We start from the raw sequence: 25,634 nt of genomic DNA on the forward strand, positions 1-25,634 counted from the left end.
GACTGCGGGGTCACGGGAAGATCTCCATCAGCGGTCCCTCGTAGCGGCTCTTGATCTGGCGCACCACCTCGTCCGCATCCTCCAGGTGGAGCACGTGCACCAGCAGGTAACGGCGATCGTCCGACAGCGCCGCGGACACCGTGCCGGGGGTGAGGGTGATGATGCTGGTGAGCGCCGCGATCCCGTGGATGTTGGCGATGTCCAGCGGCACCCAGATGAAACCCGGGGTGATCCTCTCTTCCGGGCCAAGCACCTGCAGGGCCACGGTGATGTTGGAACGGACGATGTCCAGCAGCAGGATCCCGAACATCCGCGGCACGCCACGCAGGCTGCCGATGCGGGCGAACTCGCGGTCCAGGCGCGCGGCGAACGGCGGGATCAGCAGCGCCAGCACCAGCGCCATGAGGACGTGGCCGGTGGTGACCTGGTCGTTCAGCAGCAGCCAGAAGCAGAACACCATCGTGGCCAGCGGCAACGAGGGCAGCCAGCGCCGGCGCCATCGGCGGAAGCGGGGTGACGTGATCATGGCTGCCTCATCGCCGGCTTGGCCGCGCGCACCTGCTGCACGTAGTCGCCAGGCGACTGCAGCTGCGCGGCGGTGGCGCGGGTGTAGTCCAGCAACGGCGCGGCCGCCACCACCAGGGCGATGCCGTAGCCCAGCAGCAGGATCGTCGCCGCCGTCTCCAGTGGCCGGCTCGGCACCGCGGGCATCGCGTCGAGCGGTGTGTAGGCGGCCATCCGTTCCGGGGGCGCATCCGGCCACGGCTCCACGCGCCAGAACAGGCGGGTGCCCGCGCGCGCCAGGCCCACCAGCATCAGGAAGCTGCTGCCCAGCACGAGCGCCCAGACCCAGGCGGTGGTGGCGCCGGCGGGCACCGCTTCGAGCAGCATCAGTTTGCCGAGGAAGCCCGACAGCGGCGGCAGCCCGGCCAGCGACACCGCGGCGAACAGGAACAGCACGCCGGGCACCATGCGTCCCGGCAGGGCCGAGACCAGGTCCTTGCGATCACCGGCGCTGCCGCGACGCCGGCGGATCAGGTCGGCGAGCAGGAACAGGGCGGCCCCGGCGAAGGTGCTGTGCACCAGGTAGTAGAGGCCGGCGGCGATCGTGCCGGAGGTGGCCAGCGCGAACGCGATGAACAGCGTGGCTGCCGAGCCCAGCACCAGGTAGGCGGCCAGCGAGCGCAGCCGACGCGACGCCAGCACGCCCAGCGCGGCCAGCGCCAGCGTGGCGCCGCCCAGCACGAGCAACGCAGGCCATGCGAACCCGGCCAGTGGACCGGCCGCACCGAAACTCAGCGTGCCGAAGCGCAGCACCGCGTAGAGGCCGACCTTGGTCATCACCGCGAACAGTGCGGCGACCGCGGCGGGCGCGTGGGTATAGGTCTGTGGCAACCAGAAATAGAGCGGCAGCAGGGCAGCCTTGGCGCAGAACACGACCAGCAGCAATCCTGCCGCGGACTGGATGAGGACCAGGTCCTCCGGCGGGGCCTGGGCCACGCGCACCGCCATTTCGGCCATGTTGAGCGTACCCAGCAAGCCGTACAGCAGGCCCAGGGCCATCAGGAACAGGGTCGAGGCGGCGACGTTGAAGGCCACGTAGTGCAGGCCCGCGCGCATGCGTTCGCCGCGGCCGCCGCTGAGCATCAGCCCGTAGGAGGCGATCAGCAGGACTTCGAAGAACACGAACAGGTTGAAGGCATCGCCGGTCAGGAACGCACCATTGAGTCCCATCAGCTGGAACTGGAAGAACGCATGGAAGTGGGGCGCGCGCCGGTCCCATCCGGCGCAGGCGTGCAGCAGGCAGGCCGCGGCGAGCAGCTGGCCCACCAGCAACATCAGTGCCGACAGCCGGTCGACCATCAGCGCGATGCCCAGCCGTGCGGGCCAGTCGCCGACCAGGTACACCGGGATGCGTCCGCTGGACGCCTCGATCAACAGCAGCACCGACACGACGAGCATCGCCGCCAGCGACGCCCAGGCCACGATGCGCTGCACGGGCACGCCGAAGCGGCGGTTCTCGAAGAACAGCACGCTGGCCGCGGCGAACAGCGGGACCAGGATCGCGAGGACGGGCAGGTGGCTCATGCGTCGTCGTCCTGTGCGTCGGCGTCGCGGGTGCCGGCGCCCTCGCCATGGCGGGAATCGGGCGCCTGGCCACGCGCCTGCTGGTGCCTGCGCAACTCGTTGCGCTGGAACTCGCGCTGGGCGCGGCTGCCGTCGACGTGGTCGCTGTCGTTGTCGGCGCGGCTGCGGATGGCGACGACAATACTCACCGCGGTCATCGCGAAGGCGATCACGATCGCGGTCAGCACCAGCGCCTGGGGCAACGGGTCGGTGTAGTGGGCCAGATCCGGCGCGACGCCATCGCGCAGCACCGGCGGCTTGCCGGCCACCAGCCGGCCGCCGGCGAAGATCAGCAGGTTGGTCGCGTACGAGAGCAGGGTCAGGCCCAGGATCACGTCGAAGCTGCGCGCCCGCAGCAGCAGGTACACGCCCGCGGCGGTGAGGATGCCGATCGCACTCGCCATCGCCAGTTCCATCAGGGCACCTCCATGGGCTTGCTCATTGGCGCAACTCCCCGGTGCGGGTGGAGCGGTCGCCCGTCTCCATCACGCCCAGGTGCGCCACGAGCGTGCGCGAGGGCTTGATCGTGCCCAGCATCGAGAGGATCAGCATCGCCCCGCCGAACACCACCAGGTACACGCCGGTGTCAAAACCGATCGCGCTGGCCAGCGGCACCTCGCCGACCAGGGGAACGTCCAGGTCCACGTGGCCGCTGGTGAGGAACTCCACTTCGAACAGGATCGAGGCCGCGCCGCTGATCCCGGCCACCACCAGGCCTACGCCAATGCAGCGGATGTAGTCGAAGCCGAAGCGCGACTCGACCGACGCCGCGCCCTGGATCACGTACTGGATCAGCAGCGGCACCGCCAGGACCAGGCCGGCGATGAAGCCGCCGCCGGGCGCGTTGTGCCCGCGCAGGAACAGGAACACCGACACGGTCAGGGTCAGCGGGAACATCAGCTGGGCCAGGTCGGCCGGCACGGGAAGCTTGATCGGCGGGCCCGACATCACTTTCTCCGGCGCCAGCCGCGCGCGCCGCAGCAGCGCGTGCACGATCAGCGCGGCGATGCCGAACACGGTGATCTCGCCGAAGGTATCGAAGCCGCGGAAGTCGACCAGGATCACGTTGACCACGTTGCGGCCGTACGCTTCGGGCAGCGCGCGGGCCAGCATCTCCAGGCTTGCCGGCTCGCCGAGGGGACGGGTCATCACCGCGTACGAAAGCAGGCCGATGCCCAGCCCGGCGGCCAAGGCGACGGCGACGTCGCGCGCGCGCCGGCGCGGCGCGCGTTCGGGCGGCGAGCGCGGTGGCAGGTAGTGCAGGCCGAGCAGCAGCAGGGCCAGGCTGACCATTTCCACCAGCAGCTGGGTCAGGGCCAGGTCGGGTGCGGACAGGAACACGAACACCAGGCTGACCGTCAGTCCCGCGCCACCGAGCACGATCAGCGCCAGCAGCCTTTGCCGGTACGTGCGGACCGTGTACAGCGCGCAGGCGACCAGCACCAGCCACAACAGCCAGCCCAGCAAAGGCATCGGCTGCGGTGCGCGCAGCGTCAGCGGTGCATGCGTGCCGGACAGGAACGGCGCCGCGCCCGCGGCCAGCGCCGCCAGCACCAGCCACACCAGGCTGCGCTGCAGGCTGCCGTTGGAGATGCGCGAGGTGAAACGCTCGGCCAGCGCATGCAGCACGTCCATGTTCCAGCGGAACAGGCGGCGGCCGAACGACAGGCGCGCGATCGCGTGCAGGTCCAGCATCCGGCGCAACCCCAGGTACAGCGCGATGCCGCCCGCGGTGCCGGCCATGCTCATCATCAACGGGGCGTTGAAGCCATGCCAGATGGCCAGGCTGTAGGACGGCATGTCGTTGCCCAGGATTGCCGAGGCACCTGCATGCAGCACCGGCGCCACGGTCCAGGCCGGGAACACGCCCACCGCCACGCACAGCAGCACCAGCACCTCGACCGGGATCTTCATCCAGCGCGGCGGCTCGTGCGGCACCCGGTCCAGGTCGTGGGGGCCGTCGCCGAAGAAGGTCTCGTGGACGAAGCGCAGGCTGTAGGCCACGCCGAACACCGCGTACAGCAGTGCGGCCCCACTGATCGCAATGGCCATGCTGCGGTCGCCATCGATGTCCAGCGCCTCGGTGAAGAACATCTCCTTGGACAGGAAGCCGTTGAGCAGCGGGATGCCGGCCATCGCCAGCGTCGCGGTGATCGCCAGCGCGCTGGTCCATGGCATGTAGCGGCGCAGGTTGCCCAGCCGGCGCATGTCGCGGGTGCCGGTCTCGTGGTCGATGATGCCCGCGGCCATGAACAGCGAGGCCTTGAACGTGGCGTGGTTGATGATGTGGAACACGCCGGCGACCACCGCCATCGGCGTGGACAGGCCGAACAGCAGGGTGATCAGGCCCAGGTGCGAGATCGTCGAATACGCGAGCAGGCCCTTGAGGTCGTGCTGGAAGATCGCGTACCACGCGCCCAGCAGCAGGGTGATCGCGCCGACGCCGCTGACCACGTAGAAGAACAGGTCGGTGCCGGCCAGCGCCGGATGCAGCCGCGCCAGCAGGAACACGCCGGCCTTCACCATCGTCGCCGAATGCAGGTAGGCCGAGACCGGGGTTGGCGCGGCCATCGCATGCGGCAGCCAGAAATGCAGCGGGAACTGCGCGCTCTTGGTGAATATCCCGGCCAGGACCAGGCCCAGCACCCACGGATACAGTTCGCTGCCGCGGATCAGGTCGCCGGAAGCGAGCACCGTGTCCAGGTCGTAGCTGCCGACGATGCGCCCGATCAGCAGCACGCCGCCCAGCAGCGCCAGGCCGCCGCCGCCGGTGATCGCCAGCGCCATGCGCGCGCCTTCGCGCGCATCCTGGCGCCGGTACCAGAATCCGATCAGCAGGAACGAGCTGAGGCTGGTCAGTTCCCAGAACACCAGCAGCAGGAGCAGGTTGCCGGCGATCACCACGCCCAGCATCGAGCCCATGAAGAACAGCAGGCAGCCGAAGAAGCGCGGCGCACTGTCCTCCTCGGCCAGGTAGTAGTGCGCGTACATCACCACCAGCGCGCCGATCGCCAGCACCAGGCCGGCGAACATCCACGCAAGGCCGTCCAGGCGCAGCTGGAAATCCAGGCCGATCTGGGGGATCCAGTCGTGGTCGGCACGCAGGATCCAGCCCTGCAGCACCGAAGGCGTCGCCCAGGCCAGCACCAGCAGCCCCAGCAATGGCGCAGCCGCGGCCACCCATGCGACCTGCCCGCGCGAGCGGGAGCGCATGAAGACCATCGCCACGGCCGCCACGAACGGCAGGGCGAGCAGGATTTCCAGGAAGGGGATCATCCGAACAGGATCGATCTGCGTGGAACAGGTTGGAGTGTAACAGCCGGTTCCACGCCGCCGGAACCGCGGAAATGTGAAGTTGCGTCATCCGAAAGATGCATCGGCGTGCGGTGCGGCATGCGCGCGAGGCTCACGCATGCCCGCATGCCCGCATGCCCGCATGCCCGCATGCCCGCATGTCGCGCGTGCGGGGACCGTGATCGATGGAGCCATGACTGGCGTCCCATCCTCCAGTGAGGACGCGGGTGGCTATCCTGTAGCCCATGATCTCCGCAGCCAACCCTCCCGAACCCGGCGCCGCGCCGCCACGCGCGCTGCTGTTCGGTGCCAGCGGGCAGATCGGCCGGCGCGTCGTGGCGCTGCTGGTGGCGCGGGGCTGGCAGGTGGTGGCGCTGTCGCGCGACACCAGGCCCTCGCAGCACGGCGTGGAATGGCGGCAGGGCACCTTGCCGAACGAAGCCGGCAGCGGAGCGGATTTCCACGCGATCCTCAGTTGCGGGCCACTGGACCTGTTCTCGCACTGGTACGCGCGTGCGTCGACCGGGCAGGCCCGGGTGGTCGCATTCGGCTCGACCAGCGTGCACGTCAAGGGGGATTCGCCGGATGCGGCCGAACGCGACCTCGCCGCGCGCCTGCGCGAGGGCGAACAGCGGGTGGCCGACAACGCCATCGCACGTGGCGCGGCCGCCACGCTGCTGCGCCCGACGCTGGTCTACGGTGCCGGCAGCGATCGCAACCTGAGCCGCATCGCGTCGCTGGCGCGTCGCCGCGGCTTCTTCGCACTGCCGCGCGATGCCCAGGGCCTGCGCCAGCCGGTGCACGTCGACGACCTGGCGGCCGCGGCCGTGGCGGCGCTGGCGCGGAGCGACGACGGCGTGCGCGCCTACGACCTGCCAGGTGGCGAGACGCTGGCCTATCGCGACATGGTCGCGCGGGTGCTGGCGACCTCGCAGCCTCGGGCACGCTTGCTGCTGCTGCCGGGGCCGATGTTCGCCTTGGCGGCGCGCCTGGCGCGCCGGCTGGGCGTGCACGACGCGGGCCCGGCGGTATTGGCCCGGCTGCGGGAAGATCTTGTATTCGACGCGGCGCTGGCGCGGCGCGAGCTGGATTACACCCCGCGGGGCTTCAACCCCACCGCGGACATGTTCGCCCCGCCTTCGTAGGGGCCGATTTCAGCTGGCGACCTGACGCCTTCGCACTGGCGACGCCCGCCATTCCGATACCCGTGTCGCCGGCTGGATCCGGCTCCTGCACCGGCGGAAAGGGCGCGCCCTCAGTACTTCCAGCCGAGGACGCGGTACAGCTTGGCCAGCACCCAGGCCGGTCCGACCAGCAGGTAGACCAGGTCGGTCAGGAAGCTCGGCTTGCGGCCTTCGAACTTGTGGCCGATGAACTGGGCGATCCAGGCGACGACGAACACGGTCACCGCCGACCACAGCAGCGCGGCCAGGCCGAAGCGCATCTCGACCAGGCGGCACAGGCAGCCGCAGAAGAAGAACGCCGCCAGCATGCCCAGCCCGAGCGGGCGCGACATCCGGTAATAGAACATCCAGGCGAAGAACATCGCCAGCGCGGCCCAGATCCCGGTCTTCATCCACGTACCGAAGGTCGGGATGCACCAGATCAGCGCCACGACCGACCACAGGATCGCCGGCACGGCGACCACATGGATGCGCTGGTTGAGCACATTGCGATGGTCGTCGGAGTAACTGGCGAAATAGCGGTCGATCGGCCGCATCGGCATTGTCGCGTTCATCGGTTCCCTCCCAGGATTCGGGTGAGGATAACCCCCGGCCCCCCGCGAGGACATCCATGCCACGGCGCTGGCGCGCGGTCGCCTTTTCCGGCACGGACGCGGCGCCGCGGGGAACGGGCCCGGTGGGTCCCGGGCCTGGACTCAGTCGACGCTGATGCCCGCCAGCTTCTGCAAGGCCTCGGCGTAGCGCGCGCGGGTACGCTCGATCACCTCGGCGGGCAGCTTCGGGCCCGGCGGGGTCTTGTCCCAGTCCAGCGTCTCCAGGTGGTCGCGGACGATCTGCTTGTCGTAGCTGGGCGGGCTGGTGCCGACCCGGTACTCGGCGGCCGGCCAGTAGCGCGAGGAGTCCGGAGTCAGCATCTCGTCCATGATGTACAGGCGGCCATCGACGTCGGTGCCGAACTCGAACTTGGTGTCGGCCAGCAGGATGCCGCGCTCGGCCGCGTAGGCGGCGGCGTAGCGGTACAGGCGCAGGGTCGCGTCGCGCACGCGCTCGGCCAGTTCGCCACCGACCACGCGCACCATCGCGTCGAAGTCGATGTTCTCGTCGTGGTCGCCGACGGCGGCCTTGGTCGAAGGAGTGAAGATCGGCTCGGGCAGCTGCTCGGCCTGGCGCAGGCCATCGGGCAGGGCGATACCGCTGACCTGGCCGGTGCGCTGGTAATCCTTCCAGCCGCTGCCGATGAGGTAGCCGCGGGCGATCGCTTCCACCGGCACGGGCTTGAGCTTCTTGGAGACCACCGCGCGTTTCGCGTACAGCCCGGCGTCCACGCCGGCGGGCAGGACCGAAGCCACGTCGATGCCGGTCAGGTGGTTGGGCATCAGGTGCGCGGTCTTGCCGAACCAGAAGTTGGAGATCTGGCACAGCATCTCGCCCTTGCCGGGGATCGGGTCGGGCAGGACCACGTCGAACGCGGACAGGCGGTCGGTGGCGACCATCAGCAGGTAGCCGTCGGGCGAGCTGCCATCCTGGCCGGCAGCGGCCAGCGCCGCTTCGGGAATGGCTTCGCGGGGCAGGTCGAAGACGTCGCGCACCTTGCCGCGATGGCGCAGCGGCAGGCCGGGCAGGTCGGACTGGAGCAGGGTCGTGGACAACGCGGTCTCCGGGGCGGGCACAGTGGCTTGGGGCGTCCCGGCCGCGCCGGGCGACAACCGGCCGCACAGTGTACGGCGAGCGGGGTTCGCTGTGCCGTAGAATTGCCGCTCCGCATGTATTGGCCCTGGGCGCACCCACCGGATGAACCGCTGGTACGGAAAACTGCTGGGCCTGATCGCCGGCGCGCTGCTGTTCCGCCCCAATCCGCTGTTCGGCGCGGTGGTCGGACTGCTGATCGGCCATGCCTTCGACCGCGACTGGTTCCGCCTGCGTGCGCGCGAGAATCCCTACGCCGAACTGGACCTCACCTCCGACGCCAGTGACGCGGAGATCGACCAGGCCTACCGCCGCCTGATGTCGCAGTACCACCCCGACAAGGTCGCCGGCGCGGCGCCGGAGCTGCGCGAGCAGGCCGAGAAGCGCGCGCGTGCGATCAACGCCGCCTACGACCGGATCCGCGTGTTGCGCCGTCGTTGAGGCGGACCCTTAGTTCCCGTCGTCAGAGTTCCCGTCGCCAGATTCCGCAACTCCGCGAGCCGACCATGCAGCCCACCGTCATCGCCCCCTCGATCCTCTCGGCCGACTTCGCCCGTCTGGGCGAGGAAGTGGACAACGTGCTGGCGGCCGGTGCCGACTGGGTCCACTTCGACGTGATGGACAACCACTACGTGCCGAATCTGACCATCGGCCCGATGGTCTGCCAGGCGCTGCGCAAGCATGGCGTCACCGCGCCGATCGACGTGCACCTGATGGTCGAGCCGGTGGACCGGATCGTCCCCGACTTCGCCGAAGCCGGGGCGACGATCATCAGCTTCCATCCCGAGGCCAGCCGGCACGTGCATCGCACCGTCCAGCTGATCAAGTCGCACGGCTGCCAGGCCGGGCTCGTGCTCAACCCGGCCACGCCGGTCGAAGTGCTGGACTGGGTGCTGGACGACCTGGACCTGGTCCTGCTGATGTCGGTCAACCCGGGCTTCGGCGGGCAGGCGTTCATTCCATCGACGCTGGACAAGCTGCGCGCGGTGCGGGCGATGATCGACAAGACCGGCAAGCCGATCCGGCTGGAGATCGACGGCGGGGTCAAGGCCGACAACATCGCCGAGATCGCCGCCGCGGGTGCCGACACCTTCGTCGCCGGCTCGGCGATCTTCACCGCGCCGCGCACCCGCGAGAACTACGCCGGGATGGTCGGCCGGATGAAGGCGGCGGTGGCCGCCACGCGCGGCTGATCCTGCGGCCCGGCCGTGCTGGCCGCTGGCCGGCACGCCTCCACGCGCGACCGGCCCCTGCCGCCCTGGAGGCAATCCCGCCTCCGCCCGTCGTCCCTGCCATGGCCTTCGATGCTGGTGGGACACGATGACAGGGTGATGACTGCATCCGTGGCACGGAGCGGTCCGCGAGGGAGGGTCCGATCGGTTGCCGGATCGGCTCCGATGCGGTTCACGCGGGACCGCCGTGGCGATTGCTAGCGTGAGCCGCCGATGCATCTCTCCCTCCCATGAGCCCGCCCGCATGCCGCCGACTCCTGATGCCGCAGCTTCCACATGGCTGATCCTCAACGGCAAGTCCGCTGGCGATGACGCGGTGCGTGAGGCGGTTGCAACGCAGCGCATGCGCGGCCTGCCCCTGCAGGTGCGGGTGACCTGGGAAAACGGCGACGCCGCGCGCTGGGTCGATGACGCGCTCGCCGCCGGTGCCGCCACCTTGGTGGCCGCCGGTGGCGATGGCACCCTCAGCGAGGTCGCCGCAGCCCTGGCCCGCAGCGGCCAGCCCGCCAACACGCTGCCGACCCTGGGCCTGCTGCCGCTGGGAACGGCCAACGATTTCGCGACCGCCGCCGGCCTGCCGTCCACGCCGCTGGAGGCGCTGGAACTGGTGGCGGCCGAACCGGCGCAGGCGCTCGACCTGCTCCGGATCGAGGCGGACGGCGAAGAACACTGGTGCGCCAACCTGGCCAGTGGCGGCTTCGGCACGCAGGTCACCGTCGAGACCGACGAAGGCCTGAAGAAGCTGCTCGGCGGCCTGGCCTACGTGCTCACCGGGATCGCGAAAGTGGGCCGCATCGAGCCGCTGCCGGTGCGGCTGCGCGGGCCGGGCTTCGCATGGGAGGGCGGGCTGATCGCACTGGGCCTGGGCAACGGGCGCCAGGCCGGCGGTGGCCAGCCCCTGTGCCCGGAAGCGCTGGCGGACGACGGCCTGCTCGACGTGACCGTGATCCCGGAGCTGTCGGGAGAACTGCTGGCCACGCTAGGCACCCTGGTCAAGGATGGCCAGAACGCCGCCCTGGAACGCAGTGCCGAGCGCGCGCGCCTGCCATGGGTGGAGGTGGAATCGCTGCAGGGGACGATGACCCTGAACCTGGATGGGGAACCGGTGGAGGCGCGCCGCTTCCGCGTCGAGTGCATGCCGGCGCGCGTGCGCATGCACCTGCCGGCCGACTGCCCGCTGCTTTCGCCGCCGGCCTGACCGGCGCGGCGTCGCCGCGCGCACAGGTTCCCGCTGCAACGGCTGCATGCGCAGGCCGATGCGGTTAAAGTTGGCGGCATGTTCGGCCAGACGATCAGGCTCCACCTTTCCTCCGCGCCCGGGTGCTGGCGATGGCGGCCTGTTGCCGTCGATTGCCATGCCCCGATCCGCCGGAAGGAAGCCCGCCTTGGTCACGCCCGAACACTTCAAGCAGTACGCCGCTGACGGGCACGCGCCCGGCGTCGTTACGCCCGGCGCCAACGTGCGCATTCCCGTCACCCGCGAAGTGCTGTCCGACCTGGACACGCCGCTGTCGGTCTACCTGAAGCTCGCCGACGCCCCGCATACCTACCTGCTCGAATCGGTGGAAGGCGGCGAGCGCTTCGGCCGCTATTCGATCATCGGACTGCCGGCGAAACGCACGATCGCTTTTCGCGGGCACACGATGGAGGTGCGCGAGCACGGCCAGGTCGTGGAATCGCGCGAAGTCGCCGATCCTTTCGCCGAGGTCGAGGCGCTGCGTGCGTCGTACTCGGTTCCGAAGCTGGAAGGCCTGCCAGGTTTCACCGGCGGCCTGGTCGGCTGGTTCGGCTTCGAGTGCATCGGCTACATCGAGCCGCGCCTGGCCGGCGGGGACAAGCGCGACGAACTGGACACGCCGGACATCTACCTGATGCTGTCCGAAGAGCTGGCCGTGTTCGACAACCTCAAGGGCCGGCTGTACCTGGTGGTGCATGCCGACCCGCGCGAGGAAGGGTCGTGGGATGCGGCGCAGGCGCGACTGGACGGTCTGGTCGACAAGCTGCGCCAGCCGGGCAGCTATCCGGTGCCGCTCAGCCGCGACGTGCTCGACGAGAGCCACTTCGTCTCCGGCTTCACTCGCGAAGGCTTCATCGAGGCGGTGGAGAAGTCGAAGGAATACATCCGCTCCGGCGACGTGTTCCAGGTGGTGCTGAGCCAGCGCCTGAGCGTGCCGTTCAACGCCCGGCCGGTGGACGTGTACCGCGCGCTGCGCGCGCTGAACCCGTCGCCGTACATGTACTTCCTCGATACCGGCGAGGTGCAGGTGGTCGGTTCCTCGCCGGAGATCCTGGTCCGCCAGCAGGGCGAGGAAGTGACCGTGCGCCCGATCGCCGGCACCCGCCCGCGCGGCGCCACCCCGGCCGAGGACCTGGCGCTGGAGCAGGACCTGCTCGCCGATCCGAAGGAGCGCGCCGAGCACCTGATGCTGATCGACCTGGGCCGTAATGATGTTGGCCGCGTCTCGGAGGCCGGCAGCGTCGAGGTCGGCGAGCGCTTCGTGATCGAACGCTACAGCCATGTCATGCACATCGTCAGCGAAGTCACCGGAAGACTGCTGCCGGGCCTGAGCTATGCCGACGTGCTGCGCGCGACGTTCCCGGCCGGCACGGTCAGCGGCGCGCCGAAGATCCGCGCGCTGGAAGTGATCCGCGAACTTGAGCCGATCAAGCGCAATGTCTATGCCGGCAGCATCGGTTACATCGGCTGGCACGGCGACGCAGACACCGCGATCGCGATCCGCACCGCGGTGATCAAGGACGGCCGCCTGCACGTGCAGGCCGGGGCCGGCATCGTCCACGACTCCGACCCGCAGAAGGAATGGGACGAGACGATGAACAAGGGCCGCGCGTTGTTCCGCGCGGTGGCGCAGGCGGCGAAGGGGCTGTAAGGGGAAAACCATGCTGCTGATGATCGACAACTACGACAGCTTCACCTTCAACCTCGTCCAGTACCTGCAGTCGCTGGGGGCCGAGGTGAAGGTGGTGCGCAACGATGCGATGACCGTCGAGGAGATCGCGGGGCTGGCGCCGGAGCGCATCGTGATCTCGCCCGGGCCGTGCACGCCGAACGAGGCGGGGGTGTCGCTGGAAGTGATCCGCCGGCTGGGCGCGACCACGCCGATCCTGGGCGTGTGCCTGGGCCACCAGGGCATCGGCCAGGCGTACGGCGGCAAGGTGGTGCGCGCGGGCAACATCATGCACGGCAAGACCTCGCGCATCCGGCATGAGGGACGCGGCGTGTTTGCCGGGCTGCCGGACGCGTACGAAGCCACGCGCTACCACTCGCTGGTGGTGGAGCGCGCTTCGCTGCCGGAGGCGCTGGAAATCACCGCCTGGACCGAGAACGCCGACGGGTCGTTCGAGGAGATCATGGGGCTGCGCCACCGCGAGCATCCGGTCGAAGGCGTGCAATTCCACCCCGAGTCGATCCTGACCGAGCACGGCCACGCGCTGCTGAAGAACTTCCTCGAACGCTGAGGTGGTGCGCTGCGTCCGCGTGCGCCGCTTTCAGGCGCGCACGATGAAATCGATCACCACCGCGCCGGGTTGCTGCTGGCGGTAGGCGATCTCGACGCGGTCGCCGAAGCGGGTGCCGATCTGGTCCAGCAACGGGAGCGGGTCGTGGTCGTTGACGAAGCGCATCGCTTCGCCCGGCTCCAAGGCGGACAGGGCACCGAAGATGGCCGAATGGCGGAAACGCCGGGCGATGCCGCGCGCGTCGAAGGGATGGGCGGTGTAGTCGGGGCTTTCGGCCTGGGCGGTCATGGCGGCTTCCTGGTCGGGAACGCCAGCCTGCGGCCAGCGGCGCACCCGCGCCCTGATCCAGGTCATGCCGTGGGCGATCGATGCCCGCGCGCCTCAGCGGTACACCAGCCGGCGCAGCAGGAAGAAATTGGCCGCCGCCAGGCCGACCTCGACTACCGGCTTGGCAAGCCATGCCCAGCGCAGGCCGAGGTGGGCTTCGACCGAAGCCACCAGCACCGTGCTGAGCACGGTCATCACGATCCACAGCGCCCAGAAGCGGACGAAGCGGCGCCAGCCCAGGCGGCTGCCTTGGCTGTCGGCGAAGGTGTAGCGCCCGTTGAGCCAGAAACCCAGCACGGCGGACGCGGTGCGACTGGCCAGGTTGGCCGGTGCGGCGGCCATGCCGAACGTGGTGAACGCCACGAACAGCGACCAGTCCAGCACCAGTTGCAGGATGCCGAATGCGAGGTAATGGCTGCCTTGGCGAAGGAGCGGCATCGTGCGGTTTCCTGGCGACGACGGGCATCGCGAAAGCGCATTGTAGGGTCCTGGCCTGCAATGAAAGACAGGGCCCGGCGTAGAATCGAGCCACTTCCAGGATCGGGTTCCAGATGAGCCAGCCATTGCACGTGGTCATCCTCGCCGCCGGCGAGGGCAAGCGGATGAAGTCGGCCCTGCCCAAGGTGCTGCAGCCCATCGGCGGACGCCCGATGCTGGCGCACGTGATCGACACCGCGCGCGCGTTGCAGCCGGCCGGCATCCACGTGGTCTACGGCCATGGCGGCGATGCGGTGCGCACGGCCTTCGCCGGCCAGGACGACCTGCACTGGGCGGTGCAGGCGCAGCAGCTGGGCACCGGCCATGCGGTGCAGCAGGCGATGCCGGCCATTCCCGAGGCGGTGGACGTGCTGGTGCTGTACGGCGACGTGCCGCTGACCGCGCCCGACACCTTGCGCCGGCTGCTCGATGCCCCCGGCCTGCTGCGCGTGCTGGTGGCCGAGCCGCAGGATCCGAGTGGCTACGGACGCATCGTGCGCGATCCGCAGGGGCGGGTGGCGGCGATCGTCGAACATCGCGATGCCGACGAGGAGCAGCGCCGGATCCGCACCATCAACACCGGCATCATCGCCGCCGAGGCCGACCCGCTGAAGCGCTGGCTGGCGCGGCTTTCCAACGGCAACAGCCAGGGCGAGTACTACCTGACCGACGTGTTCGCGATGGCCGCCGAGGAATACAACCCGGCCGAACTTGTCCTGGTCGCCGACCCGCTGGAGGCCGAGGGCGCCAACGATCCGTGGCAGCTGGCCCAGCTCGAGCGCGCATTCCAGCTGCGCTGCGCGAAGGCCTTGTGCGCGCAAGGCGCGCGCCTGCTCGACCCGGCACGCCTGGACCAGCGCGGCAGCGTGCGCGTCGGCCGCGACGTGGAGATCGATGCCAACGTGGTGCTCGAAGGCGAAGTCGAACTGGGTGATGGCGTGCGCATCGGCCCGTTCACCCGGCTCAAGGACGTGCGGCTGGGAGCGGGGACCGTGGTGCGCGCGCACTGCGACCTCGATGGCGTGGTCAGCGAGGGGGCGGCGCAGATCGGTCCCTACGCGCGGTTGCGACCGGGCACGGTGCTGGCCGACGGCGTGCATGTCGGCAACTTCGTCGAGACCAAGAAGGTGGTGCTGGGCTTGGGCAGCAAGGCCAACCACCTCACCTACCTGGGCGACGCGAATATCGGCGCGGGCGTGAACATCGGTGCCGGTACCATCACCTGCAACTACGACGGCGTGAACAAGTCGACCACGACCATCGGCGACGGCGCCTTCATCGGCTCGAACTCGGCGCTGGTGGCGCCGGTGGAGATCGGCGCCGGCGCGACCATCGGCGCCGGTTCGGTGATCACCCGCAACGCGCCCGCCGGCGAGCTGACGGTCGCGCGCGCGCGGCAGGGCACGCTGGAAGGCTGGAAGCGGCCGCAGAAGAAGCCGAAGGACTGAGCTCGACAGCGCTGACTTGTGTTTTTTGTAGGAGCGGGCATGACCGCGACACCGATACACGCCTGCGATCCGTCGTCGACGGGGCTGCCAGGGACGTCGGTGTCGCGGTCATGCCCGCTCCTACAAGGGCATGCTGCTGCAGCACGGCCCGGGCCACATACCGGCCCGCGAACGGCTCAGCTCTCCGGCAGCATCACCGCCACGCACAGGCCGCCATCGCTGCGGTTCTGCAGCGACAGGCGCCCGCCGTGCGCTTCGATGATCTCGCGGGTCAGCGCCAGCCCCAGGCCGGTGCCATTGCGCTTGGTCGAATAGAACGGCAGCAGCGCGTTCTGCAGCACCGCGTCGTTCATGCCGGCGCCGCGGTCCAGCACTTCGATCCGGGTCCACCCGGGCAGGCGCAGCAGGCGCACGCGCACCTCGTCGCTGGGCGGCGAAGCGTCGCCACCGGCCTCGTGCGCGTTCTTGAGCAGGTTCAGCAGGGCCTGTTCCATCTGCGCCGGATCGACCCGCGCCTGCAGTTCCGCGCTGGCGCCTTCCAGCTCGAAGCCGATCTGCCGCTGCAGGCGACCGAGGAAGTCGCGCCAGACCACCGGCTGCAGCTGTGGTTGCGGCAGCTTGGCGAAGCGCGCGTAACCGCGGATGAAGCCTTCCAGGTGGCGTGCGCGGTCCTCGACCGTGGAGAACACCTCGCCGAGCCGCTCGTAGCGCTCGCGCCGGACCAGTTCGGCGCCGGAGTGCGCCAGCGAGGCGATCGGGGCCAGCGAGTTGTTCAGTTCGTGGCTGATCACCCGGATCACCTTCTTCCAGGTCTGTACTTCCTGGCGGCGCAGCTCCGGGGTCATCAGGCGGATCAGCATCAGCTCGTGGCGGCGGCCGTTGAGGCTGAAATTGCGGCGTGACAGGTGGTAGACCTCTTCCTCGTCGCCTTCCTCGGCCGGCACGGCGAACAGGCTGTCGGCGCCACGGGCGAGCGCCTCGCGCAGTTCCACCGGCAGGCCGTCGACCAGTTCGCCGATGCGCTGGCCCTCGAGCTTGCGCCCGTCGTTGAGCAGCTTGCGCGAAGCCACGTTGGCGTAGACCACGCGGCGCACGCCGTCGCCGCCGTCGGCCGACAGCAGCATCGCCACAGGCGTGTTCTGGACCATGGTGTCCAGCAGCAGCTCGCGCTGGACCAGTTCCAGGCGCTGCTCGCGCAGCACTTCGCCGAGTTCGCCGTGCGCGCGGACCAGCTCGCCCAGCTCGTCGTCGCTGCGCCAGTGCACGCCGAAGTTGAATTCGCCGTCGCGGTAGGTGTTGACGCTGCCGGCTAGCGCGCGGAACAGGGCGCGCAGCGGTGCCAGCGCCCGGTACAGGCTCCACCACATGAGCCCGAGCAGGATCAGCACCGAAAGCACGGCCAGCAGCCAGCCCCGGTCGATCCAGTAGCCGAATGCCCAGGGCAGCGCCGCGGCCAGGGCCAGCACCGGCAGCAGGCGCAGGAACAGGCGAAGGGTGAGGGTGCGACGGATCATCCGGGGCGGCTCACGCGGGGGCGCTGGCGTGGTGGGTGGGGGTCATGCGGGCTTGAGCCCGTGGCGCTCCATGCGCCGGTACAGCGCCTGCCGGCTCATGCCCAGTTCGGCGGCCGCCTGGGCGATCACGCCGCCGGCGCGTTGCAGCGCCGCCTCGAGCTGCTCGCGCTCGGGCTCCTGCGCCGGCCCGCCACGCAGCGCGGGCGCGCGCGGCAGGCCCAGGTCGGCGACCTCGATCCGCGCCCCGGTGGCGAGCAGCTGCGCGCGCTGGATCACGTTGCGCAGCTCGCGCACGTTGCCCGGCCATGGATGGCGCTGCAGCGCGGTGACGGCGGCGGCCGACAGCCGCTTGCCGCCATCGAGGAAGCGCTCGGCCAGCGGCAGGATGTCGCCGGGACGCTCGGCCAGCGGCGGCATCGCCAGCTCGATGGTGTTGAGCCGGTAGTAGAGGTCTTCGCGGAACGTGCCTTCGCGGATCATCGTCGGCAGGTCGGCGTTGGTCGCGCTGACCACGCGCACCTTGACCTGGCGCTCGCGGTTGGAGCCGAGCCGCGCGAAGCGCCCGGTTTCGAGCACGCGCAGCAGCTTCATCTGCCCGGCCGGCGGCAGGTTGCCGATTTCGTCCAGGAACAGGGTGCCGCCGTCGGCGGCCTCGAACTTGCCTTCGCGCGCCTTGTTGGCGCCGGTGTAGGCGCCGGCCTCGGCGCCGAACAGTTCGGCCTCGATCAGGTCGGCCGGCAGTGCGCCGCAGTTGAGGGTGACGAACGGACCGCCCTTGGCCGGCGAATTGGCCTGGATGATCTCGGCGATCTTCTCCTTGCCGCTGCCGTTGGGACCGGTGACCAGTACCGGCAGGTCCGAACGCGCGACCTGGCAGGCCAGGGCGACGACGCGCTCGCTGGCCGGGTCGGCGAACACCGCGCCGCACAGGTCGTAGCGACGGGCCAGGTCGTCGCGGCGCCGGCGTTCGCCGTCGCGGCGCTGGTCCAGTTCGCGGCGTGCGTCGGCCAGTTCCAGCAGGTTGTTGACCGTGCCCAGCAGCTTGGCGTCCTGCCACGGCTTGGCCACGTAGTCGGCGGCGCCGGCCTTGATCAGTTCCACCGCGCTTTCCAGATGGGTCCACGCGGTGAGCAGCACCACCGGCAGGTCGGTGTGGCGCTGCCGGATCGCGGCGAACAGGGCGCGACCCTCGTCACCGGAGGTGGTGTCGGCGGTGAAGTTCATGTCCTGGATCACCAGGTCGACCGCCTCGCTGTCGAGCAGCGCCAGCCCCGCCTCGGGCGAGGCGGCATGCACGGTCGAAAGGTCGTGCAGCGAGAACAGCACTTCCAGCGCGGTGGCGACCGCGGGGTTGTCGTCGATGACGAGGATCGTGGACATGCAGGCGGGGTCGTGTTCCTGGCGGGAGGGTAAAGGCTACCCGTTCCCGGCGGCGCGGTGGCCGAAGCTGAGCACGCGGGTGATCTGCCACTGGCCGTCGCGCAGGCGCCAGACGATGACGAAATCCGCCTGGCCGTCGCACGTGCCCGCGCCGGACTGGCAGAAGCGGTGCTCGCCGCGCGCGATCGCGCCGAAGCCGGCCACGGGATATACGGCGAGGCTGCCGGGCACGAGCTCGCGGGTGAACTTCCCGCAGACGTACTTGCGGGTGTTGTCCAGCATCGCCTCGCGCGTCCAGGTCACCCCGCCGGTGTCGTGGTAGAACTCGACCGCCGGGTCGAAGTAGCCGGCGTGGCGGTCGAGCTGGCCCGGTTCGGCGCAGCGGTTGAACGCGTCGAACACGGCCGCGTCCAGCGCGGCGATGGTCGCGGTGAGCCCGGCGCCGGTGGGCGGCTGTTCGGGCTCGGCCGCCGAAGCGGGGAGTCCGGACGCCAGCCAGGCGATGCCGGCCAGCACGCAGGCCCATGCGGCATTGGGCGCCACGATCCGCGCGGTGGTGGCCGGGCGTGCGTGCTGGTAGCGGCGGTTCATACGCTGCGGGTCGCCACGGCCGGCGGGATCGAGGCGGCGCGCCGCGCGGGCGCCCAGACCGCGACCTGGCCCAGCGCCCACAGCAGGACCGCGCCGGCAGGCAGGTAGAACAGCGGCAGGCGCGCCATCTCGTACTTGCCCATCAGCAGCTGGTTGATCGCGAACGCCAGCAGCATGCCGAGCGCAATACCAATACTGGCCAGCAGGAAGTTCTCCGTCTGGAAGTAGCGCAGGATCTGGCCGCGCGTCGCACCCAGCGCGCGGCGAACGCCGATCTGCTTGGTCCGCTGCTGCACCCAGAAGCTGGCCAGGCCGACGATGCCCAGGGCGGTCACCAGCAGCAACACCACGCAGACGATGCCCAGCAGCCAGGCCATCGCGCGCGGCGCCTGGAAGAATTCGCCGCGCAGCTCTTCGACCGTCTTGGTGTTCTCTTCCATGATGATGCGGTCGGCGCCGTTGGCCTGCAGCACCTTCTTGGCCGCTTCAAGCACTTCGGCGCGGCGCTCGGGCGAGGTGCGGATCAGGTAGTTGCCGCCCAGGTTGTAGTGCGGGCGCAGCGGGAACACCATCGAGTATTCGCGTGCGGTGGGGCCGCCTTGGTTGCTCGGGCGGACCAGGTTCTCGACCACGCCCACGACGCGGGTCGGCTTGTCGCTCCAGCTGTAGAAGCCCTTGCCGATCGGGTCCTCGCCGGGGAACAGCTTGTCGGCGAGCGCGCGGGTGATGATCGCCCCGGGGATGCCGTTGTCGCCGTCGGTCAGGCCATCCAGCAGGGACGAGGCGTCGCTGTATTCGTCGGCGTTGAAGTCGCGTCCGGCCACCAGCTTCAGGCCCAGGGTCTCGATGAACTGGTCTTCGGCCATGTAGGTGGTCGCGCTGAGCGTGGACTGCTGCTGCTCCTGCTTCAGGCGCACGCCGCTGTTCCAGGAGGAATTCACGAACGGCACCTGGTTGAGCACGGTCGCGTCCTTCACCCCGGGGATTCCGCGCAGTGCCACCAGGTCGGTGCGGGTCCGCGCGTTCTGGTCGGCGTCGCTGCCGATGCTGAGGATCTGCACGCGGACCAGCTCGTCCTCGGCCAGGCCGCTGATCTCGCGGATCTGGGTGAGGCGGTCGCTGATCATGAACAGCGCGTTGCAGATGATCGCGCAGGTCAGCGCGATCTCGATGACGATCAGCGATGCGGCGGTCTTGTGCCGCATCAGGGTCGAGAGGATCGGTCGGATGTCCATGGAGCGTCTCCGGGTTGTCTTGCGTAGAGCGGGGCGTGCCCGCTGCTTCGGTCCTTGTAGTCGGCGGGTAGGCCCGGTCGACCGCTGTTTCGATTGACGGCAGTCGCGGGGCGGGCCCCGCGCTGCGTCACTGGCTCTTGAGCTGGATCGCCGGGGTGACCTGCATCGCGCGCCAGGCGGGCAGCAGGCCAGCCAGGACGCTGGCGACGATGGCCAGCACGAAGGTCAGCAGCAGCATGCCCACGTCCAGGTGCGCCAGCTCGGCGTAGCTGGCCGGCTGCAGGCGTACCGCCCACAGGCCCAGCAGCGACAGGCCCAGGCCGAGGATGCCGCCGGCAACACCAATTGCACCGGCTTCGACCAGGCACTGGGTGAAGATCGCCCCGCGCGAGGCGCCCAGGGCGCGGCGTACGCCGATCTCGCTGCCGCGGCGCAGGAACTTGGCCAGCAGCAGGCCGACCGTGTTCACCAGGCAGACCAGCAGGAAGCCGAAGCCCAGCCACAGCTGCATCACCACGTCGTTGGGCACCACGCGGTTGAACTCCAGCCACTCCATGACGTTGCGCAGGCGCACGTTGGTCGGGCGCTTGTAGCGGCCGGCGGTGCGCTGCTGGTCGGAGTAGTTGACCAGGTAATCGCGGTAGGCGCCGGCCTTCTCGGCGGTATCGAGCTGGACCCAGTACTGGATCCACACGCACGGCGCGCTGACGCTGGTGGAGTCGCCGTTGCTGTCGCCCCAGCAGTCCATGCTGCCGTTGCGGCCCATCTCCAGGTCGCGCGAGGTCGAGAACGGCAGGAAGACGTCTTCCAGCGCGCCGTAGCGATCGCTGTTCATGTCGTAGAAGCGCGGGGTCGGCCGCCAGTCCTCGATCACGCCGACCACGGTGAAGTCGGTCTGGTCGATGCGCAGCTGCTTGCCGACGCTGTTGGCGCCGCCGAACGCGCGCTCGTTGAGTGACTTGGAGATCACCGCCACGCGCGCATGCGCCTCGTCCTCCTTCGCGCTCCAGCCGTTGCCGTACAGCATCGGCACGTCGAACATCGGGAAGAAGTCGGAGGTGGTGTAGCGCGCGTCGGACACGAACGGAACCAGGCCTTCGCGGTCGGGCGTGACCGATACGCCGCCGCCGGTCATCATCGCCTGGCGATCGCCGCGCTTCTCGCGCAGCAGGGTTTCGGCGTCGTAGCGGGTGACCTGCTCGCTGGGTTCCTCGCCGGGGGTGAAATCATTCATCTCGGCCGGATCCAGCTGCACGTAGAACAGCTGGTGGCTCTTGCCCGGCATCGGATCGCCGGACAGCACGTGGAACACGGTCAGCGTGGTCATGCACGCACCGATGCCCAGGGCGATGGCGAACACCATCAGCGCGGTCAGGGCCTTGTCGCGGCGGAAGCTGCGCAGGGCCAGGTTGCAGTAGTAGGCGAACATGGACGCCTCCTCAGGCCGTAGCGTCGGATGCGGCGACATCGGTGCGGGCCAGCCGGCTCAGGCTGGGCTCGACCGACAGGTCGGTGGCCACGCCGTCGACGATGTGCACGTTGCGCTGCGCGCGCGCGGCCAGTTCCGGGTCGTGGGTGACCATCACGATGGTGGTGCCGGCGGCGTTGATCTGCTCCATCAGTTCCATCACCCCGCGCGCCATCTGCGAGTCGAGGTTGCCGGTCGGTTCGTCGGCCAGCAGCAGCCTGGGTTCGCCGGCCAGGGCGCGGGCGATCGCCACGCGCTGCTGCTGGCCACCGGACAGTTCGGCCGGGTAGTGCTTCATCCGCGAGGCCAGGCCGACCTGGCCCAGCGCCTTCTCGATCCGCGCCTTGCGGTCGGCGGCCGACAGCCCGCGGTAGCGCAAAGGCACGTCGACGTTGTCGAACAGGTTCAGGTCCGGGATCAGGTTGAAGCCCTGGAAGATGAAGCCGATCTTGTGGTTGCGCAGGCGGCTGCGCGCATCGTCGGACAGGCCGCGCACGTTCTCGCCGTCGAGCAGGTAGTCGCCTTCGCTGAAGGTTTCGAGCAATCCGGCGATGTTGAGGAAGGTGGTCTTGCCCGAGCCGGACGGGCCGGTCACCGCGACGAACTCGCCTTCGCGCACGTGCAGGTCGAGCGAGCGCAGTGCGTGGGTTTCGACCATCGCGGTCCGGTAGATCTTGGAGACCTGGCGCATTTCCAGCATGGCGGGATTCCTCTTGGTGATGTCGGGTGGTGCGGGAAAGGGGGGAGGGATGCAGGGGTTCAGTTGATCGCCACGCGTTCGGCGTCGCCGAACTGGTCGCTGCCGGAGACGACGATGCGGTCGCCTTCCTTCAGCCCGGACACGATTTCCACGTAGCCCAGGCTGCTGGTGCCGGTCTGGATCGGCTGGCGCGTGGCGCTGCGGCCGTCCACCACCCAGGCCCAGCGGCCGCCGTCCTGCTCGACGAACGGGCCGCGCTCGACCATCAGCACGTCCTGGCGGGTGTCGAGCACGATGCGCGCGGACAGGCGTTGGTTCTGGCGCAGGCCCGGTGGCTGTTTGCCGTCGTCGAAGCGCAGGCGCGCGGTGACCTCGCCGTTGACCACTTCCGGCGACACCGCCGAAACCTTGGCCGCGAACGGCGTGCCCTGGCTGGTCACCTGCGCCGGGACGCCGATCGCCAGGTCGCGGGCGAAGCTCTCCGGCACGCGGATCTCGACCTCGAACTCGCTCAGGTCGACGACGCTCAGGATCGGCGCGTTGATCGCCACGTTGGTGCCCTGCGAAATCTGCACCTGGCCGACCTGGCCGTCGAACGGCGCGCGCAGGGTCAGTGCGGCGACCTGGCGCTGAAGCTCGGCCACCACCGCCTGCTGGCGGTCGGCGAGCAGGCGCTTGTTGCGCGCGTCCAGGCTCGCGCCCTGGTCCTGCAGGCCGGCGTCGCTCTGGGTGGTCTTCAGGCCGATCTGTGCCTTCTTCAGTTCGTCGCGGGCGCTGGCCAGTTCGATGTTGGAAACCGCGCCACCGGCGTGGCCGCGCTCGTAGCGTTCCAGGTCGCGCTGCGCGGCGACATGGTCGATCTCGGCCTGGTCCAGCGCCTTGCGCGCATTGAGCCGGGCGATCCGCGCGTCGAGCTGGGCGCGGCTGGCTTCGGCCTCCATGCTGGCCAGGGTCGACTCCTCCTGCACCAGCTTGCTGCGCAGTTCCGGGCTGTCGATCACCGCCAGCGGCTGGTCCTTCTTCACCGCATCGCCGGCCACCACCTGCAGGCTGACCGTGCCGCCGGCGATGGCGTACAGGGTCGGGCTGTTGGCGGTGATGACCCGGCCGTCGGCGGAGATGTCTCGGACCAGGTCGCCGCGCTTGACCTCGGCCACGCGGACCCGCGAGGCGTCATAGGAGCGCGAGCCGGCGCCCCAGCCGGCGACCACCCAGGCCAGCAGCGCCAGGACCGGCAGCGCCGCCAGCGCCGGCCACAGCCAGCGGCGCCACGCCGGGCGGGCTTGCGAGGCGGAGGAGAGCGGGCGGTCCTGGGCGGAGGTGTCGGGGATCATGCGCGGCCACGGGCAAGAAAGGTCGTACCCAACAACGCATGCGGCGTGCCAACTTCAACTATATGAATTGAAAGGAAAACGTGCCCACAAGAAAGTGTCCGTCGCGTCCAGCGGACACTCCCGGACACTTCCGCGCCGGGCGGACAGCGCGAAGACAGATCCGGGTCGTGGAGGGACAGGGCCCGGCCAGCGGCGGGACCGACTCCGCTAGAATCGCGATCTTCCCCGCAACTGGATGGCGGCATGTGCGGCATCGTCGGCGCGATCGCGGATCGCGATGTGGTACCGGTCCTGGTCGAGGGCCTCAAGCGCCTTGAGTACCGCGGCTATGACTCCTCCGGCATCGCGGTGGCCGACGCCACCAGCGTGCGCCGCGTACGCCGCACCGGGCGCGTGGCCGAGATGGAGCAGGCGGCAGTGGCCGAGGGCTTTCGCGGCGTGCTGGGCATCGGCCATACCCGCTGGGCCACGCATGGCGGAGTGACCGAGGCCAACGCGCACCCGCACATCAGCCACGGCGACCTGGCCCTGGTCCACAACGGGATCATCGAGAACCATGAAGCCCAGCGCGAACGGCTGGCTTTGCTGGGCTACGTCTTCGAGTCGCAGACCGACACCGAGGTCATCGCGCACCTGATCCACCACCACATGGCCGGTGGCCGCGACCTGCTCGCCGCACTCCAGGCGGCGGTGAAGGAACTGACCGGTGCCTACGCACTGGCCGTGCTCAGCCGGTCCGAGCCTGGACGCCTGGTCTGCGCGCGGATGGGGTGCCCGCTGCTGGTGGGCCTGGGCGAGGGCGAGAACTTCGTCGCGTCCGATGTTTCGGCGATCCTCCAGGCCACCCGCCGGGTGATCTTCCTGGAAGAAGGCGACACCGCCGAACTCACCCGCGCCGGCGTGCGTGTGTTCGACGGCGACGATGCTCCGGTGGAGCGCGAGGTGCACGTCTCCGACGTGTCGCTGGCTTCGCTTGAGCTGGGCCCGTACCGGCACTTCATGCAGAAGGAAATCCACGAGCAGCCGCGCGCGATCGCCGACACGATCGAAGCGGCGATCGACGCGGGTGGATTCGAGCCCGGGCTGTTCGGCGCCAAGGCCGGCGAAGTGCTGCGCGGCGTGACCGGCGTACAGATCCTGGCCTGCGGCACCAGTTACTACGCGGGCCTGACCGCGCGCTACTGGATCGAGGCGATCGCCGGCCTGCCGTGCTCGGTGGAGATCGCCAGCGAGTACCGCTACCGTGATGCCTACGCCGATCCGGACCACCTGATCGTCACCATCTCCCAGTCCGGCGAAACCCTGGACACGATGGAGGCGCTCAAGTACGCCAAGTCGCTGGGCCATCGCCACACCCTGTCGATCTGCAACGTGCCCGAGAGCGCGATCCCGCGCGCCAGCGAACTGGTCTGCTACACCCGCGCCGGCGCCGAGATCGGCGTGGCTTCGACCAAGGCGTTCACCACCCAGCTGGCCGCGCTGTTCCAGCTGACCATGGTGCTTGGCAAGCTGCACGGGCGGATCACCCCGGAGCAGGAAGCCGACTACCTCGAGCAGCTGCGCCACCTGCCGGGCAGCGTGCAGCACGCGCTGAACCTGGAGCCGCAGATCGCGCTGTGGGCCGAGCGCTTCGCCGGCAAGCAGAACGCGCTGTTCCTGGGCCGCGGCCTGCATTATCCGATCGCACTGGAAGGCGCGCTCAAGCTCAAGGAAATCACCTACATCCACGCCGAGGCCTACCCGGCCGGCGAGCTCAAGCACGGTCCACTGGCGCTGGTGGATGCCTCCATCCCGGTGGTGGTGATCGCGCCCAACGACCGCCTGCTGGAGAAGGTGAAGTCGAACATGCAGGAAGTGCGCGCGCGCGGTGGCGAGCTGTTCGTGTTCGCCGACCAGGACAGCCACTTCAGCGAGTCCGAAGGCGTGCACGTGATTCGCACCCCGCGCCACGCCGGCGTGCTCAGCGCGGTGATCCACACGATCCCGGTGCAGCTGCTGGCGTACCACACCGCCCTGGCGCGCGGCACCGACGTGGACAAGCCGCGCAACCTGGCCAAGTCGGTCACGGTGGAGTGACCGGACGGGCCAGGCCCGTCCTTGGTGACGCTCTGGCCTGCCCGGTGGCGGCCGCTCCGCCGCGTGGCCGGCCAACGGCCGCCC

At 69.7% G+C, this 25,634-nt stretch carries 23 protein-coding genes; 8 read left to right on the forward strand and 15 right to left on the reverse strand.

Annotation, left to right across the window (positions count from 1 at the left end):
• Nucleotides 1-10 precede the first annotated feature (10 nt).
• From MNQ95_RS09430 to MNQ95_RS09445, 4 genes are read right to left on the reverse strand one after another with little or no spacing between them, the layout of a single operon-like run.
• The gene (locus MNQ95_RS09430; protein ID WP_162408467.1) at nt 11-526 is read right to left on the reverse strand and encodes a Na+/H+ antiporter subunit E; all 516 of its coding nucleotides are present in this window, start codon (nt 524-526) and stop codon (nt 11-13) included.
• Nucleotides 523-2,088: a monovalent cation/H+ antiporter subunit D gene (locus MNQ95_RS09435; protein ID WP_162408466.1), complete on the reverse strand. Its 1,566-nt coding sequence runs from the start codon at nt 2,086-2,088 to the stop codon at nt 523-525. Before MNQ95_RS09435 ends, MNQ95_RS09430 begins: the two co-directional genes overlap by 4 nt.
• Nucleotides 2,085-2,543 carry a Na+/H+ antiporter subunit C gene (locus MNQ95_RS09440; protein WP_338423325.1) on the reverse strand — a complete coding sequence of 153 codons (459 nt, stop codon included), beginning with the start codon at nt 2,541-2,543 and terminating at the stop codon, nt 2,085-2,087. Before MNQ95_RS09440 ends, MNQ95_RS09435 begins: the two co-directional genes overlap by 4 nt.
• 22 nt (nt 2,544-2,565) lie before the next feature.
• Nucleotides 2,566-5,403 (reverse strand): monovalent cation/H+ antiporter subunit A, encoded by a 2,838-nt coding sequence (locus MNQ95_RS09445; RefSeq protein ID WP_241952700.1) that lies wholly within the window; start codon nt 5,401-5,403, stop codon nt 2,566-2,568.
• 266 nt (nt 5,404-5,669) lie between these two features.
• Here MNQ95_RS09445 and MNQ95_RS09450 point away from each other — a divergent pair, with 266 nt between their 5' ends.
• The gene (locus MNQ95_RS09450) at nt 5,670-6,566 is read left to right on the forward strand and encodes an SDR family oxidoreductase (protein WP_241954401.1); all 897 of its coding nucleotides are present in this window, start codon (nt 5,670-5,672) and stop codon (nt 6,564-6,566) included.
• Nucleotides 6,567-6,676: 110 nt separating this feature from the next.
• Here the strand turns inward: MNQ95_RS09450 and MNQ95_RS09455 are convergent, their stop codons facing one another.
• Complete coding sequence (locus MNQ95_RS09455) at nt 6,677-7,159, reverse strand: Mpo1 family 2-hydroxy fatty acid dioxygenase (protein ID WP_241952701.1); 483 nt, start codon at nt 7,157-7,159, stop codon at nt 6,677-6,679.
• A gap of 141 nt (nt 7,160-7,300) precedes the next feature.
• Nucleotides 7,301-8,254: a phosphoribosylaminoimidazolesuccinocarboxamide synthase gene (locus MNQ95_RS09460; protein WP_241952702.1), complete on the reverse strand. Its 954-nt coding sequence runs from the start codon at nt 8,252-8,254 to the stop codon at nt 7,301-7,303.
• 142 nt (nt 8,255-8,396) lie between these two features.
• Between MNQ95_RS09460 and MNQ95_RS09465 the strand changes: the two genes are divergently transcribed.
• The 5 genes from MNQ95_RS09465 (at nt 8,397) to MNQ95_RS09485 (ending at nt 13,000) form a co-directional block, all read left to right on the forward strand.
• Nucleotides 8,397-8,732, forward strand: coding sequence for a J domain-containing protein (locus MNQ95_RS09465; RefSeq protein WP_162408461.1), 336 nt, complete (start codon nt 8,397-8,399; stop codon nt 8,730-8,732).
• Nucleotides 8,733-8,797: 65 nt separating this feature from the next.
• Nucleotides 8,798-9,484 carry a ribulose-phosphate 3-epimerase gene (rpe, locus tag MNQ95_RS09470; RefSeq protein WP_162408460.1) on the forward strand — a complete coding sequence of 229 codons (687 nt, stop codon included), beginning with the start codon at nt 8,798-8,800 and terminating at the stop codon, nt 9,482-9,484.
• A gap of 283 nt (nt 9,485-9,767) precedes the next feature.
• Complete coding sequence (gene yegS, locus MNQ95_RS09475; protein WP_241952703.1) at nt 9,768-10,721, forward strand: lipid kinase YegS; 954 nt, start codon at nt 9,768-9,770, stop codon at nt 10,719-10,721.
• 187 nt (nt 10,722-10,908) lie between these two features.
• Nucleotides 10,909-12,411, forward strand: a complete 1,503-nt coding sequence (trpE, locus tag MNQ95_RS09480) for an anthranilate synthase component I (protein WP_241952704.1) — start codon at nt 10,909-10,911, stop codon at nt 12,409-12,411.
• 10 nt (nt 12,412-12,421) lie between these two features.
• On the forward strand, nt 12,422-13,000 hold the full coding sequence (locus MNQ95_RS09485; RefSeq protein ID WP_241952705.1) for an anthranilate synthase component II: 579 nt from the start codon (nt 12,422-12,424) through the stop codon (nt 12,998-13,000).
• A gap of 30 nt (nt 13,001-13,030) precedes the next feature.
• On the opposite strand, the gene MNQ95_RS09490 is transcribed toward MNQ95_RS09485, so the two are convergent.
• Together MNQ95_RS09490 and MNQ95_RS09495 are read right to left on the reverse strand one after the other, a co-directional pair.
• Nucleotides 13,031-13,354, reverse strand: coding sequence for a DUF2249 domain-containing protein (locus MNQ95_RS09490; protein WP_241952706.1), 324 nt, complete (start codon nt 13,352-13,354; stop codon nt 13,031-13,033).
• 27 nt (nt 13,355-13,381) lie between these two features.
• Complete coding sequence (locus tag MNQ95_RS09495; protein ID WP_162408456.1) at nt 13,382-13,765, reverse strand: GtrA family protein; 384 nt, start codon at nt 13,763-13,765, stop codon at nt 13,382-13,384.
• A gap of 113 nt (nt 13,766-13,878) precedes the next feature.
• On the opposite strand from MNQ95_RS09495, the gene glmU reads away from it, so the two are divergent.
• Nucleotides 13,879-15,252: a bifunctional UDP-N-acetylglucosamine diphosphorylase/glucosamine-1-phosphate N-acetyltransferase GlmU gene (gene glmU, locus MNQ95_RS09500; protein WP_241952707.1), complete on the forward strand. Its 1,374-nt coding sequence runs from the start codon at nt 13,879-13,881 to the stop codon at nt 15,250-15,252.
• A 176-nt stretch (nt 15,253-15,428) separates the two neighbouring features.
• Here glmU and MNQ95_RS09505 read toward each other — a convergent pair whose 3' ends face one another.
• The 7 genes from MNQ95_RS09505 to MNQ95_RS09535 form a co-directional block, all read right to left on the reverse strand.
• Nucleotides 15,429-16,766: a sensor histidine kinase gene (locus tag MNQ95_RS09505; protein ID WP_162408454.1), complete on the reverse strand. Its 1,338-nt coding sequence runs from the start codon at nt 16,764-16,766 to the stop codon at nt 15,429-15,431.
• A 42-nt stretch (nt 16,767-16,808) separates the two neighbouring features.
• Nucleotides 16,809-18,146, reverse strand: a complete 1,338-nt coding sequence (locus MNQ95_RS09510; RefSeq protein WP_241952708.1) for a sigma-54-dependent transcriptional regulator — start codon at nt 18,144-18,146, stop codon at nt 16,809-16,811.
• A 36-nt stretch (nt 18,147-18,182) separates the two neighbouring features.
• Entirely contained in the window at nt 18,183-18,737 is a 555-nt protein-coding gene (locus tag MNQ95_RS09515) for a nuclear transport factor 2 family protein (RefSeq protein ID WP_241952709.1), read from the reverse strand.
• Complete coding sequence (locus MNQ95_RS09520; RefSeq protein WP_241952710.1) at nt 18,734-19,972, reverse strand: ABC transporter permease; 1,239 nt, start codon at nt 19,970-19,972, stop codon at nt 18,734-18,736. The genes MNQ95_RS09515 and MNQ95_RS09520 overlap by 4 nt, the downstream gene beginning before the upstream one ends.
• Nucleotides 19,973-20,099: 127 nt before the next feature.
• Nucleotides 20,100-21,401 carry an ABC transporter permease gene (locus MNQ95_RS09525; RefSeq protein ID WP_241952711.1) on the reverse strand — a complete coding sequence of 434 codons (1,302 nt, stop codon included), beginning with the start codon at nt 21,399-21,401 and terminating at the stop codon, nt 20,100-20,102.
• Nucleotides 21,402-21,411: 10 nt separating this feature from the next.
• On the reverse strand, nt 21,412-22,140 hold the full coding sequence (locus tag MNQ95_RS09530; protein WP_162408449.1) for an ABC transporter ATP-binding protein: 729 nt from the start codon (nt 22,138-22,140) through the stop codon (nt 21,412-21,414).
• A 59-nt stretch (nt 22,141-22,199) separates the two neighbouring features.
• Nucleotides 22,200-23,474 carry an efflux RND transporter periplasmic adaptor subunit gene (locus tag MNQ95_RS09535; RefSeq protein ID WP_241952712.1) on the reverse strand — a complete coding sequence of 425 codons (1,275 nt, stop codon included), beginning with the start codon at nt 23,472-23,474 and terminating at the stop codon, nt 22,200-22,202.
• 243 nt (nt 23,475-23,717) lie between these two features.
• On the opposite strand from MNQ95_RS09535, the gene glmS reads away from it, so the two are divergent.
• On the forward strand, nt 23,718-25,550 hold the full coding sequence (gene glmS / locus MNQ95_RS09540) for a glutamine--fructose-6-phosphate transaminase (isomerizing) (RefSeq protein WP_241952713.1): 1,833 nt from the start codon (nt 23,718-23,720) through the stop codon (nt 25,548-25,550).
• Nucleotides 25,551-25,634 lie beyond the last annotated feature (84 nt).

The sequence above is a fragment of the Pseudoxanthomonas daejeonensis genome, assembly GCF_022637495.1.
GTDB classification, from domain to species: domain Bacteria; phylum Pseudomonadota; class Gammaproteobacteria; order Xanthomonadales; family Xanthomonadaceae; genus Pseudoxanthomonas; species Pseudoxanthomonas daejeonensis.